This window comes from Ileibacterium valens (genome assembly GCF_001945525.1).
GTDB lineage: Bacteria > Bacillota_I > Bacilli_A > Erysipelotrichales > Erysipelotrichaceae > Ileibacterium > Ileibacterium valens.
This window is the reverse complement of sequence record NZ_MPJW01000142.1, coordinates 1-13,283: the sequence shown is the minus strand read 5'-3', so window position 1 is coordinate 13,283 and position 13,283 is coordinate 1. Positions and strand designations below refer to the sequence as shown.

11 protein-coding genes are annotated in these 13,283 nt (G+C 40.5%); 3 read left to right on the top strand and 8 right to left on the bottom strand.

The genetic code is table 11. The annotated features are described in order from the left end of the window. Positions 1-68: 68 nt before the first annotated feature. Complete coding sequence (locus BO222_RS07330) at positions 69-920, bottom strand: histidinol-phosphatase (RefSeq protein ID WP_158024575.1); 852 nt, start codon at positions 918-920, stop codon at positions 69-71. A gap of 94 nt (positions 921-1,014) precedes the next feature. Next, complete coding sequence (locus BO222_RS07325; RefSeq protein ID WP_075819752.1) at positions 1,015-1,455, bottom strand: low molecular weight protein-tyrosine-phosphatase; 441 nt, start codon at positions 1,453-1,455, stop codon at positions 1,015-1,017. Between the two features lie 271 nt (positions 1,456-1,726). On the opposite strand from BO222_RS07325, the gene cobA reads away from it, so the two are divergent. After that, positions 1,727-3,943, top strand: a complete 2,217-nt coding sequence (gene cobA, locus BO222_RS07320) for a uroporphyrinogen-III C-methyltransferase (RefSeq protein WP_075819750.1) — start codon at positions 1,727-1,729, stop codon at positions 3,941-3,943. 174 nt (positions 3,944-4,117) lie between these two features. Here cobA and BO222_RS07315 read toward each other — a convergent pair whose 3' ends face one another. The 6 genes from BO222_RS07315 to BO222_RS07290 form a co-directional block, all read right to left on the bottom strand. Then, a complete protein-coding gene (locus tag BO222_RS07315; RefSeq protein ID WP_075819748.1) occupies positions 4,118-4,918 on the bottom strand; it encodes an ABC transporter ATP-binding protein in 801 nt (266 codons plus the stop codon). A 26-nt stretch (positions 4,919-4,944) separates the two neighbouring features. Next, positions 4,945-6,018 carry a FecCD family ABC transporter permease gene (locus tag BO222_RS07310; RefSeq protein ID WP_075819746.1) on the bottom strand — a complete coding sequence of 358 codons (1,074 nt, stop codon included), beginning with the start codon at positions 6,016-6,018 and terminating at the stop codon, positions 4,945-4,947. Then, positions 6,008-7,114 carry an ABC transporter substrate-binding protein gene (locus BO222_RS07305; protein ID WP_075819744.1) on the bottom strand — a complete coding sequence of 369 codons (1,107 nt, stop codon included), beginning with the start codon at positions 7,112-7,114 and terminating at the stop codon, positions 6,008-6,010. Before BO222_RS07305 ends, BO222_RS07310 begins: the two co-directional genes overlap by 11 nt. Positions 7,115-7,292: 178 nt before the next feature. After that, a complete protein-coding gene (locus BO222_RS07300) occupies positions 7,293-8,852 on the bottom strand; it encodes a nitrite/sulfite reductase (protein ID WP_075819742.1) in 1,560 nt (519 codons plus the stop codon). A gap of 229 nt (positions 8,853-9,081) precedes the next feature. After that, positions 9,082-9,894, bottom strand: a complete 813-nt coding sequence (locus tag BO222_RS07295) for a type I phosphomannose isomerase catalytic subunit (protein ID WP_075819740.1) — start codon at positions 9,892-9,894, stop codon at positions 9,082-9,084. 137 nt (positions 9,895-10,031) lie between these two features. Next, positions 10,032-10,775: a LytR/AlgR family response regulator transcription factor gene (locus BO222_RS07290; protein WP_075819738.1), complete on the bottom strand. Its 744-nt coding sequence runs from the start codon at positions 10,773-10,775 to the stop codon at positions 10,032-10,034. Positions 10,776-11,148: 373 nt separating this feature from the next. On the opposite strand from BO222_RS07290, the gene BO222_RS07285 reads away from it, so the two are divergent. Beyond that, entirely contained in the window at positions 11,149-11,910 is a 762-nt protein-coding gene (locus tag BO222_RS07285) for a YaaA family protein (RefSeq protein ID WP_075819736.1), read from the top strand. A 157-nt stretch (positions 11,911-12,067) separates the two neighbouring features. Continuing rightward, the gene (locus BO222_RS07280) at positions 12,068-12,883 is read left to right on the top strand and encodes a GTP pyrophosphokinase (protein ID WP_075819734.1); all 816 of its coding nucleotides are present in this window, start codon (positions 12,068-12,070) and stop codon (positions 12,881-12,883) included. Positions 12,884-13,283: the final 400 nt, after the last annotated feature.

Genomic DNA, 13,283 nt, shown 5'->3' with positions numbered 1-13,283 from the left:
GACAGACGTTTTTTCAATTTGGTCTTTAAAATTTGCTTATATCTTCTGTTTTATTCCAGCCGCAAACCTTAATAGAAAAGGTCAATATCTTCACTTACAAGCTTTCCGGTTTCTGAATTCCAATGCATCAGCTTTGTAAAACCGGCTTCTTTTGCCCGTTCGATGCACTTAGCTATATTGCAATCCAGATGGTCCCGATTATGACAATCGGTATTGATGCACAGTTTTCCATTTGCCTGTCTGATCATCTTTAAAAGATTCTGAGCTGGATAAGCCTCTGTTCGGTATCCCCGGCTAATCGCTCCGCTGTTCATTTCAAAAACAATTCCCTTGTCTGCCGCCTTCTGAATCAGCGACTTCATTTTCTGCAGATACATTGGATGATCAAAGGAAAAGTATTTCTCGTTTTCATTGTATTTGGTGATCAGGTCTATGTGACCCAGAATCTCAAAACTTCCTTTTTCGATCATCTGTTCAAGCTGATCGCAATAATCAAGAATCATCGCCTCAATATCTCCCTGATAGAGATCGTTCAGAATTTCCTCAAACTTCTCTTCTGAATAATCCACAGGCACTTTCTGAGACTCTTTTATCAGATAATGAAGACTGCCAATCACATATTCATAGTCTTCCCTGTTTATATCTGACAGGCTGTCCTGTTCAATTCCCAATACAATTTCAATTTGATCCTTATACTTTTCTTTTGCCGTTTTTACATCCTGAATGTACTTTTCAGTCGCACTCTCACTCATGCTTCCTTCATCTAAAGGATGATTGAACGAATGCCCCGAAAATCCCAGAACCGTAAATCCTTTATCGATGGCGCTTAGCACCATCTCATCAATTGTATCTCGGCCATCATCATAGATGGAATGAGTATGCAGATTCTGTCTGATCTTATTCTGACTGCGGTTTTTCAAAGTCATTTCCCCTTCTTTTATTGATTGAAAGTATTCCAATCTGTTCGTCCTGTTATCTATTTTCAAATTTCAATGGACTTTCTGTAATTATTAATTATTGATTCATCAGCTCATCCAGACGCATAGAGCATCCCTTAAAAATCTGCTCATAAGCTGTTTCAAAGTCATTGGTATACCAGGGATCGCTGATGGATTGATCAGGCAGCAGCAATTGAATTTTCTCTTTGCTTCGGCAAAGCAAATGGTGAATTCGGTTCAGGTTAGAGGTATCCATGACATAAATGGCATCGAAAGCTTCTCCATCATCTATGCGGACCTTTCTGGCTTTATGTTTTGAAAATGGAATCTGATGTTCCTTGAGCACTTTTTTTGCCGCCGGATACATATCGCTTCCTGCTTCTTCAGAAGAAACAGCTGCACTTTCGATATAGAAATCCTGACTGGGGTTATGTTCTCTAACCAATTCTTTCATAATAAATTCTGCCATCGGTGAGCGGCATATGTTTCCATGACAGACAAACAGTACTTTTTTCATAAAATTCCTTTCTGGATCAAAGATTGATCCTCTGACTCACTAACTCAATGATTCCATATACTGATTTTCTAATTATCCGGATTTTTCTTCTATAATTCCGGATTCTTCGTTTTTGATGTTTCTGATCAATAAATCGGATTCTCTTTTTGACATACTGATAAAGTAAAGACAGTTTTACTTGAATTCAAAGGTTACAGGAAGAAAACATCACGTTAATCTTGCCTGTGCTGATTATTTTCATTATCATCACCACTTATTTTAAAGGAGAGTCATGAATAAAAATCTTCAATATTTCCCCGCTTATCTCAATATGAAATCCATGAACGTGCTGATTGTCGGTGGCGGATCTGTCGCCTTACACAAGGCAAAAATCATGCTTTCATTTTGTGATTCCATCAAAGTCGTATCGCGCTCATTTCTTTGCGAATTTAAGGCTCTGGCCGAAGCCGAAAATAAAATTTCACCCGGACGCCTGCTTCTAATTGAACGGGTTTTCGAGCCTGATGATCTGATCAAAGCAAACCTGGTGATCGGGGCTTTAGATGATCGAAGGATCAACGAACAGATCGCACAGGAAGCGAATCAAAGAAACATCCTCTGTAATATTGTCGACCAGCCTGATCTATGCTCTTTCATCTTTCCAGCGATGATTCAGGATGGATTGCTGAATGTGGCCATCTCAACGAGTGGAGCGTCTCCTTCGGTTGCTCAATATCTTAAGCATACCTTTGAAAATCTGATTCCTGAATCATTTTCTGAAATTCTGAAGTTTCTCAAAAGCAGCCGATCACTCGTTCTAAAAACAATCCCTGATCCAAAGATTCGTTCAAAATTTTTCCGCTTTCTATTTAATGAATGCCTCTATCAGAATCAGGCGATTCGTTCAAATCAACTGGGTCAATGGCTCGATCAATGCACCAGCAATCCAGAAGACTTCTTCTCTCAGGCAAGCCTGCACAGGGAAGTCGTTTTAGCAGGAGCCGGCTGTGGATCAATCAACCAGCTGACTCTTGAAGTTTTTAAACTGATCGAAACAGCACCTGTGATTTTCTACGACGATTTACTTGATCCCGATATTTTAAAACTTGCCAGTGGTCAATGCATTTACGTTGGAAAGCGCAAGAACAGACATTCCAAAAATCAAAACGAGATCAACCAGCAGCTTTTAGAAGCCTGCACAAAGTATCCCTGGGTATTGCGTTTAAAAGGTGGAGATCCCTTTGTTTTTGGAAGAGGCATGGAAGAAAAGCTATTTCTGGAAAAGCATGGAATCAAGGTCAGAATCGCTCCAGGAATCACTTCTGCCATTGCCATTCCACAAAGAATGAATATACCGGTAACCGATCGAAATACTGGAAGGTCTTTTATGGTGATCAGTGCTTCAAGCCAAAATCCGGATGAACTATTCTCTGAAAGTCCGTCGCTTCTGGCCCATTATCAGGGAACTCTGATCATTCTGATGGGTTTAACGAAGATCAAAGAAATTACCAATGCGCTTATTCAGGCCGGTAAAAATCCTGACTGCATTTGTGCTGCCATTTCAAGTCCTGGCATCTCATCAAGTCTGGGTGTATCTTCAAGCCTGAAAAACCTGGCCGAGGATGTCAAAAAGGCAGGACTGAAGCCTCCTGGAATTCTTGTGATCTCCCCGGCAGTAACCTATATGAAAGATTCAATCAATTCTAAAATTGTTTACTCATCATTAGATTCTAAAAAAACGCCTGTTTCAAAAATTTGCATTGGGGTCATCTCCACTCCAGGATTTTATCAAAAACTAAAAGCTGATATTCATTCACCCCATATAACCCCCGTCGAGCTTCTATCCGGAAAGGTAAACCCATTGAACCTCTCTTCTCTGAAACAGAAGCTTACGAAAATATCCAGTGAATCCCCTGATGGTATCTGTCTGGCCTTTCTTTCAGAAAATGGCAGCCGGATCTTCCTGGAACAGCTTAAAAAGGAAAAAATGGATTTTCGATTCTTAAGTTCGTGCCGGATTGCCTGTATTGGTCCGGCAAGTGCCAAACCTTTTGAAGAGGCGGGAATTTATCCTGACCTGATTGCCGCTCGTTCAACCACAATCGATTTTGCAAACGAGATCAATGAGAAAATTTCAAAAAATATGCCTGTCATCAGCTTTCGCTGCAAACAGGCTGGTGATCAGTTTGAAAAGGATATCCAATCTTTTCATCCAGTCATCCGAGTCAATCTGTATGAGCTGGATTGGAGTCAAACCGATTGTACAGATTCGATTTTATCCGATCCATCCGATTTACTGAATTCCCTCGTATTTGGCTCTCCCGAATCTGTTAAGGCATTTATGCAGATAAAATCGGGTGAGATCTCAGAGATTATGAAGCTGCCTGTCTTCTGTCTGTCAAAGATGACTGGAAATGCCTTATCCGCAGCTGGATTTACGAAGATTATTCAACCTTCAGAAATCTCATGTCAAAGCCTGGCTGAAAAGATCAGTGAATTCTTCTGTTAGGAGTTTCGAATTCAACTCCTTTCAGAGTTTGAACTGTATTGATCCATCCTGATAACCAATCATCAAATCGAAACGAAATGACATGTAAATAAAAGTCTTTCCATCCGCCTGTTTCTCATTAAAGAGGTATGGCTATGGAAAGACTTTTTCATTTTGCCTGAATAGTGGAAAACTTCAATTTTCATTATGTCCTGCAAACTGGTTCTGGTTTTCGCCTGGAAGATAGAGGTATCGTTTTTTTCCCTGAATCATTTCCTCTATGATCTCAAGACCAAATACTTCTGAAGAAATATCAGCCTGGATAAACTCTTCTGGCGTACCTGAAAAATATAGTTTGCCCTGATGCAGAATTCTAACTTCATCCGCATTTTCTAATGCTGCTGGAAGATCATGGCTGATCATGATCACTGTTTTTTTCTGCTTATGTGCCAGGTTCTTTGCCTTTTTATACAAATCAAACTGACTGGCTGCATCGAGATAGGCAGCCGGCTCATCCAGAAAAACAATATCTCCATCCTGACATAAAGCCTGAGCAAGTGATGCTTTCTGTCTTTGCCCACCAGAAATTTCATCCATCCTGCAATCGGCCAGCTCTTCTATGCCCATCGCTTTTAATGCTTTTAATGTCAGAAGACGATCTTTTTTCCGATAACGTCGTGGCCAGCTCAGATCATGAAAGCGTCCATGAAGCACATATTGAAAAACAGACATTGAGGGGACCTTCTGGCTTTGCATGATGGCACTCATCTTTTTTGCACGCTGTTGAATCGAAAGATTTTCGAGATTTTCACCATCGATCAGTACACTTCCATCAATAGGTTTTAAGATCCCCATTAACGTTTTTAACAGAGTGCTTTTCCCGCTTCCATTCAGTCCGAGAATCAAAGTCAGTTTTCCACTTTCAAACTTCGTATTTATATCCTGTACAACTGAATTTCCGTCATAGCCCAATGTTAGGTCTCTGGTTTCAATCATGAAGCTATCCTCTTTTCTGTTTCACATTAATGATCATGCAATGCTTTCCTGTCGTTTTTTGTCTTTGACTTTTTCTGACTGAAGAGACTTCGCCTGCGGCTTTTTAACAGCAAAAACAAAAAGTAAGGCCCTCCGGCAAGCGATAAAAGAATTCCACACGATATTTCAAAGGGAGCAAACAGAACACGCCCCAAAAAGTCCGCCATCAGTAAAAGAAAGGCACCCGCCAGAACATTTGCGATCATCAGAATACGAAAAGAACTCTCATTGGCAAAAAGTTTTCTGATGATCTGAGGCACAATTAATCCGATAAAACCAATCAACCCGCAAAATGAAATGGTTCCTCCTGCCAATAACGAAGACAGAACTAAAAAGATCTGTGTCCATCGCTTTGAATTCAAACCAATCATCGTGGCCTGGTTTTCGCCCATGGAAAGAACCTCGAGTTCTGGCGCACACAGGGTGCTGATCATCATCGCAAGAATAATTGCCATTAATCCAGGAAGAATTCGTTCCATGCTAACTCCCGAAAGAGAACCCATGCGAAAACCGGTATATCCAATTAATGCGTCAGGCCAGAAGGTGATCACCAGGTCACTTAACGCGGAAAAAATTGAAGAGATCGCCAGACCCGCTAATAACAGAGTTGTTTTAGAAGCCTGAACTTTTCTGGCCAGAAATAATACCAGCTGACTTGCCATCAGGGCTCCCGCAAAAGAAGCCGCTGGAACCAGATTAAATACATTTGGGAATAGAGCGCAGGCAATCGTTGTCATCAGCCCTGCTCCTGAATGAATACCAATAATATTGGGAGCAGCTAAAGGATTAGCCAGAACCGATTGAATAATCAGTCCGGATAAAGCTAAAGCTCCTCCGGCAAAAACGCAGCCAATCGTTCTGGGCAGTCTTAAATGAACCAGAACAGCCTGTTCGGTTTCACCAAGAGAACCGGCAAGAATTTTAGAAAGTGGAATTCGAACGGATCCGGCAAACAGGCTAAATCCAGTGCCAATGATTACCAGTATGACCAGAACTGCCAATAAAGTCAGCGTTCGGTTCTTTTCCTGATGCTCTGGTGCAGTATGCTGATTATTTCCCATTGTCCAAAGCCTTATCCTGATTCAGATCTGAATGGTTTACCTCAATTGAGTCAAGCAGATCTGCCAGTTTCTGGTAAGCTTTCGCCCATTGATCATTGGGTTTTAGATTATACAGTTTATTATCCATCTCAAAGACTCTTCCTTCTTTGACAGCCTTTAGTGAATTCCAGGCTTCACTGGCCATCAGCGCCTGATCCATATTCTTTCTGGCTTTTGTATCATCGCTTCCCTGATAGACAACAAAGATCGCATCGGGATTGGCTTCAAGAATGGCTTCCGGAGAAAGATTTTCAAGCATCATCTGATCACTGTCGGCTATGTTTTCGGTATTCAGATCAGAAAGCATCTCTCCAAGAACGCTTCCCTTCGAGTTTTTTGAAGAAACAGAAGATCCAGTCGCCCGAATATACAGGACCCTGATTGGATCCGCTTTTTTGCGGCGTTCGATGGTTTGATCAATTTCATCCTGCAAAGCAAGACCAGCCTGTTCATAAGCTTCTACATCTCCTGTCAGTTCAGAAAAGATTTTCAGCGTCCGCAGATAATCATCAAAGTTGGATACGTCAAAATAGGCGACCGGAATATTTGCCTGCTCAAGAACATCTTTCAGATTCTTCTGTGATTCATTTTTCGCGCTGGCAATAACAAGATCCGGTTTTGATGCAATCAGTTTTTCTGCATTAATCTGCTTCACTTCACCCAGGTCTTCAACATTCATCTGCGCATCACTGCTGAAATTTGTAAAGTAATCATGCGCTGCTGCAACCAGTGAATCCTTTCCACCTGCATCAATCCATTCATCCGCAAAACTTCCAATGAGTGCAGCTGTCCGCTCTGGCCTTCTGATTTCAAATTCCTGCCCTAAATCATCTCGAAAGCGAATCACTCCACTATCCTGAGCGAGCTCTTTTTCCGGTTTTAGCTGCGTTGATTTTTCATTTGAACTCATATCTGTCCTGGCTGAATTTTCAGCAGAACTGGCTGGAGTACTCTGACATCCGCATATACCTACAGCTGCAAACAGCAGAAAGGCCATCTTTTTTCGGGAATGATTTAACTTATTTTTAAAATAGTGAATATTTAACAATTTTTTCATATCCGTATTCCTATGATTTCTATGATTTCTATGATTCTTCGATTCTATTGATATCCTGCTTCTGATTCTAAATCTCTTAATTCTCATAAGCCTTCTGATCTGGCTTCATTTTGAAAAAAAGGTTTTCCCACAGGAAAACCTTTTACAAATTCATTTTCACTCAGAAATTCTGGCTGCCTTAAATATAAGGCTTTGCAGCCTGTTTGATTGCATCCGGATTTTCCCTGAGATATTCATCAAAACTTTTGCCAGACGCTTCGACCATTCTTCCTAAATCAATAAGAAAGTTCGGTACATCTTCTTCCAAGAGTGTTCCAACTTCCTGACCAAATCGTTCCTGGTTCTGCCTTTCATCACCATATTCAAAAAGCAAAAATCCAGGAAATGGTTTCTTATCGACAAATTTTACTGCGCCCCTGAATCCAAGACGTCCGATTTGATGAGTTCCGCATGAACTGGTGCATCCTGAGATAAAGATCTTTGGCAGCGCGTCATCTCTGAGATTGGCTTCTCTGACCTTTTCAATTGCTTTTTTAAGCATTCCCTGAGAATCCCTTAAACCAACCTGGCAGATTGTAGCTCCAACGCAGCTGACTGATGTTTCAAATGGATTTCGCGCACAGTCTTCTTCTGTAATTTTAAGCAGACGGTCGGCTTCTTTTCCAGTCAGATTAATGATGTAAACCGATTCATCAGGAGTCACACGCAGCTCGACATCCTTCATCTTTGCCGCTTCATCTCTGACCTTTTCTAAAATTTCCAGTTTTGGCGAACCGCCAATTGGATGCCACAGCAGAGAATAAAGTCCCTTTTGCTTCTGTTCAATAATTCTCCAGCTTTGCTCAGGCGTTCCATCCGCTTCTTTATGGCTTGATAAATCCCTGATCTCTCTGAGTTTGAGATCTTCACCATCTGCAAATACTTTTGCAAGTTCTTCCTGGTAGGCTTTTCTGAAGGATTCTTCAGATCCTAAGGCCTCAACCATGAAACGAGTTCTTGCTTTACGTCTGTTTTCGTAGTTTCCATACTTTCTGAAGGTATGAATCATTGCTTTGGTATAGTAAAGAATATCTTCAGGTTTAACTCCCTCATCAACAAGAACGCCCAGGCGTGGATCGATTCCTAATCCCCCTGCTGCATAAACATCGAACAGACCATCTTCTCTGGCCACAAAACCCAGATCTCGGAATGTCGCATGGGTTGTATTCGCTTTAGAGTTCGAGAAAGCCACCTTTAATTTTCTTGGCATCTTTTCACGGTCAATGTAATGAACCAGATAGTCAGCCATCTTTTCGGCATACGGCATAACATCAAAGTATTCATCCGCCTCTACTCCGGACAATGGTGAACACATGACATTCCGGGGGTAATCTCCGCCTCCGCCATAGCAGATGATGTCTACATCGAGAGCCTTATTCATCAGATCAAAAAGTGTATCCGGCAGCAGATCATGGAACTGGACAGCCTGACAGGTTGTAAAGTGAACCAGATTGACATCATATTTCTTGGCCATATCCACAACGAAATTCAGTTTCGAAAGAGGCATGCGGCCAGCAGTCATCCGCAGTCTGAGCATGTGTCTCTTGCCCATTCGCTGTGCGTAGCTTCCGTACTTGCCAGAAAAGCTCTTATACTCCTTGATATTCATTTTACCTTCATGAAATTCACGTGTTTTCTTTTCGAATTCCGGAAGCTGAGCTCTAAAATACTCGACCTCCATCTTATCAAGATCACTCATAAAATCCTCCATCGCTATGTTCATAAACAAATTGTTAATAACAGCTCTTAACAAAGTAATTTTACCTCCTTGATGTTTAAATGTCGGCTTTTTTCCTCATGATAAATACGGATTCGTCTTCGTCTGGTGAATTAAAAAAGGTCTGAGGATTCAATTCTTCAGACCTTCATTTCTTAAATGTATTTTGTGTGTTCTGATCTGGTAAGGACTCTCTGATAGAATCTGAAAACTAATAGGTTCTTAGATACTCAACGTCCCCTTCAACGGTGTATTTAAGCCCCTGAGGAATATAGATGGTGTCTTCCGGTACAAATTCAATTTCCTGTCCATCTTCATCAGATACAATTCGTCCGCTTCCTTTGCAGATGTTGATGGTTTCAAATGGAGACGAAACAATTCCATTTACATGATCCTTGCAGACTACTTTTTCCACGTTAAAGTATGGAGTTTCCAGGACTTTGAAATGATCGATTTTTCCAGGTTTGTTTTTTCCTTCATAGTCAATAACATCCAGTGACTTTTCAATATGCATTTCGCGGTCTCGGCCCCAGTCATACATACGGTAGGTCGAATCAGAAGACTGCTGAACTTCAAATAATTTCAATCCACCCATAATGGCATGAACGGTTCCAGCAGGAATATAAACCATATCTCCCGCTTTGACCGGAATATACTCCATCACTTCTTCAAGACGGCCTTCATCAATGATTTTCTTCATTGATTCACGATCATACCCAGGTTTGATTCCTGCAATCAGTTTGGCCTCTTCTTCCGCTTCAAGAATGTACCAGCATTCCGTTTTGCCATTATCATTTTCATATTTGTTGGCATACGCATCATCAGGGTGAACCTGAACGGATAAAGGCTCATTGGCTTTAATGACTTTTATCAGGATTGGAAGGGGACTTCCAAGATATTCAAGAAGATTTTCTCCTGAGGGAAGAACTTCGGACTGTCCGCTTCTGTGAGTAGAAAGAGTCCACAATTCATAACCCCATGGACGCTCAGACACAAATGGTCTGGTTTTAAACATTTTAGCCATACTCTTAATCATCCTTTCTTTGTGCATCAGCTGCAGCACGTTTACCTGTATTATCTTATTTCAACATCAGCTGATGGTTTGTAATGCCTGAAAGAATTCTTTAAATGTATATACTTTTATTATAAATGAATGTATTTTCACTCATTTTTTTTATGACTTTTCGGTTGATAGCGTCTGGGTATTTCCGTTTTAATAAAATGAGTCTTCAAAAACCGCTCATACTTTTCAATAAAGTGGAGATACTTATTCCGACTGATTGGAATGATCGTTCCATTTTTCATTACGACCTCTGAGCGGCTTATCTTAGCGATTTCATACATATTTACCAGATAGGATTTATGACATCTGGCAAAGTATTCCGGAAGCTGCTGCATTATTTCATCAATGGAAGCTGTAGATTTCAACAGTCTGTCCTTGCCATGGATATAGGTATTTCGGGAGATCCTTTCGAGATAGAGCACATCCTTCTTGTGAAGAGTGTATAAAATCTTGTTAAAGCGAATGACCAGAACATCACTGTCAATCTGCTTATGTTCATCGAGAAGATCTTTCATAACTTTGCCTAAATGCTGGCTGACTGCAAGTTTTGATATAAAGGTGATTGGGTGCATGGAGATATTTTTCTGAAACTCTGCAAATTCTGTTATAAAAATCAGATGCATATTGGGTTTATCGTTAAGCATCTTTTCGATTTCTTTAAACATCTGATCCGTAATCATGCTTTCGTTGATTATTGCTGCATCCAATTCGTTTCCTTCATTGACAGAATCTACGAATGCCGGAAATGTAAAATACATCTGTAATGACTTCTCAGAGGTATATCTGCAAAGAATACGATATATCTCTGTTGAACAGTTTTTTCCTACGTAAGCAATCTGCATCACATTCACCTTCTTCGAGCGCCTTCATAGCTTTATATGCCGGAAAATCATCTTTCAGCCAAAACTCATTGAATCTGGGATTTTTCTGTAAAATGTCTTCCTGAGTTGCATTTTTAAATACATATAAATTCTATCGAATTCACTGAATGCGAAATTTCTATTTTGTCATTGTATACAGCTATTTTACCTTTTGAAAAATAACTAATGATTGAATCGATGTATTTTTGACTGATTCGATCTCAGTTATGGCATTTTTCACAGGTTGAATCTGATTCGCATCAGTTCTTTTTCATAAGCTCTGAATTCCTCCTGATTCCCCGTTTCTTTATCTGTCTGTTTTTGACTGCTGTTCAAATCGCGCTAAACTTGATTTATGAAAATTATTCTTTCTCCTGCTAAAAAAATGAAGCCAGCAAGCGATCATGGCTTTGAATGCACTCATCCCCGCTTTGAATCTCAGGCCTTGCAACTGTATGGCAGGCTTCTGGACATGAATAAAGAAGAACTCAAATCGCTTTATCGAGTTTCTGATCGTCTCCTGAATGAAATTATTGATGAAATGACAATCCGCAAAAATCAATCGGATCATCATGGTGAAGTTTTTCCTGCTCTGCTTTCCTATTCCGGAATCGCTTTTCGATCCATGGCTCCGGATGTATTCAGCGATGAAGCCTGGGACTATGTCAATTCTCATCTCTGGATTCTTTCGGGATTATTTGGAGTCTTATCCCCTCTTGATGGAATATGGCCTTACCGTTTAGAGATGGGATCAAAATTAAATCCTTCACTGTATAAATACTGGGCGCCTTATACAGATCAGATGTTCATTGATGAAGGTCCGATCCTTAATCTTGCAAGCAAAGAATATTCCGATTTGCTGCCAGAAGAAGCTGATGTGATTTCTTTTACCTTTTTAGATGAGGATGAAACCGGAAAGCGTACACAGCCAGCTGTCTATTCAAAAATTGCCCGTGGTACCATGGTTCGCTATCTTGCAGAAAATCAGATTGAAGATCTTGAATTAATAAAGAACTTTGATGAATTGAACTATCGTTATGATCCGGCTGTATCCGATGATCATCATTTTGTTTTTGTCCGACCAAAACAGGATCCAAAAAATAAAACTCAGAATTAAGATTTCGTTTGAATAAATAGTTGTTCAGTCATTCTAAATCTGAACTTTTCAGACAATCCTGACAATTTATCGATCTTGTCAAAGCCAGACATCGATTCATTAAAATCACTGATAGAATTTGATCAGATGAAGTTTTCTGACTGATCTTTTGAAAGGGGTGATTCCCATAAACAAACTCTTTGCAGACGCCGATTCATCGAAAAGCGGCTATGAAGAAAAGCAGCTTGAACAGGAATTTTTACGGATTGCTTCCTGGTATGAAGGTGCGATGGAAGAAGGCATTAGTATACTGCTTGAAGCCAAACATTCCCTTGAAAACGCCTCAGGCTATCCTCATACAATGATTCGTTCTTTGAGTTCACGGCTTAAAACGCCTAAAAGCATCATTGAAAAAATGAAGCGGTTTAATTTCGAACTGACGTTTGAAAGTATGCAGAATAATCTGCAGGATATTGCCGGCCTGCGTATTGTCTGCTCCTATATTTATGATATTTACGCTTTGAGAAGATGGCTTCTGTCAAAAACGAATCTCTCACTGATTGTAGCCAAGGACTATATCAGTTCTCCTAAACCGAGCGGTTATCGATCCCTGCATTTGATCTTCAATGTTCCAGTCACAAGAGGAGATGAAACCAAACTGATCCCTCTTGAAATGCAGATTCGGACAACCGCAATGGATTCCTGGGCTTCCCTGGAACACCAGCTTCGCTACAAGGCAAATCTGATTCGTGATGATCAGATTCATCAGGAACTTAAGGAATGTGCCAGTCTGCTTTATCAATCCGATTTAAGAATGCAGAAAATCTTTGTAAAGCTCTTTTTACAGGAAGATGATGAAGAGTCTCAATCGAATCCCAAACAGGATCATCTTGAGTTTTCCGGACATCGCCTGATTACTTCTCAGCAGCAGGACTCTGCTGCCTTTGATCGAATCGTCGCCTTGGCTATGGATCAAAATAAAGAACAATCTTAGTCGGATCCTGAATTCCATGGATCGCTGATTTATCCATTGCTTTTTCCTATCTGTTTCCAGGTACTGCTGCCATATCAAAGAAACCGAACGATTTTCCATTTGAATTCTGGAAATTGGATAAACAAAATCCTTTTGAAATAATACGAAAGAAGGGGCTGTTAAATTTCTGACAGTCCAAAAATAAAAAGAGGCACCTGATCCGTAATGGATGAGGTGCCTCTTTTGGTAAAATATGTTCATGATCAATAAACAAAATTACCAAACACACTATAACTCGATTCAGGGCCGTTTGCCACTGCTCCATTCTCTCTTCCCTCATATTGAGATGGATTCTGTCTTCACTACTGTCAGTTCCTTTGTCGATGATTATCTCGACCTTGCCCTTTATCCTTCTTTTGCC

Bases quoted from the DNA above. Each gene is read 5' to 3' on its own strand.
- BO222_RS07325 (WP_075819752.1), bottom strand. From the start codon at position 1,455: ATGAAAAAAGTACTGTTTGTCTGTCATGGAAACATATGCCGCTCACCG.
- BO222_RS07315 (WP_075819748.1), bottom strand. From the start codon at position 4,918: ATGATTGAAACCAGAGACCTAACATTGGGCTATGACGGAAATTCAGTT.
- BO222_RS07285 (WP_075819736.1), top strand. From the start codon at position 11,149: ATGAAAATTATTCTTTCTCCTGCTAAAAAAATGAAGCCAGCAAGCGAT.
- BO222_RS07310 (WP_075819746.1), bottom strand. From the start codon at position 6,018: ATGGGAAATAATCAGCATACTGCACCAGAGCATCAGGAAAAGAACCGA.
- BO222_RS07305 (WP_075819744.1), bottom strand. From the start codon at position 7,114: ATGAAAAAATTGTTAAATATTCACTATTTTAAAAATAAGTTAAATCAT.
- BO222_RS07295 (WP_075819740.1), bottom strand. From the start codon at position 9,894: ATGGCTAAAATGTTTAAAACCAGACCATTTGTGTCTGAGCGTCCATGG.
- BO222_RS07290 (WP_075819738.1), bottom strand. From the start codon at position 10,775: ATGCAGATTGCTTACGTAGGAAAAAACTGTTCAACAGAGATATATCGT.
- BO222_RS07300 (WP_075819742.1), bottom strand. From the start codon at position 8,852: ATGAGTGATCTTGATAAGATGGAGGTCGAGTATTTTAGAGCTCAGCTT.
- cobA (WP_075819750.1), top strand. From the start codon at position 1,727: ATGAATAAAAATCTTCAATATTTCCCCGCTTATCTCAATATGAAATCC.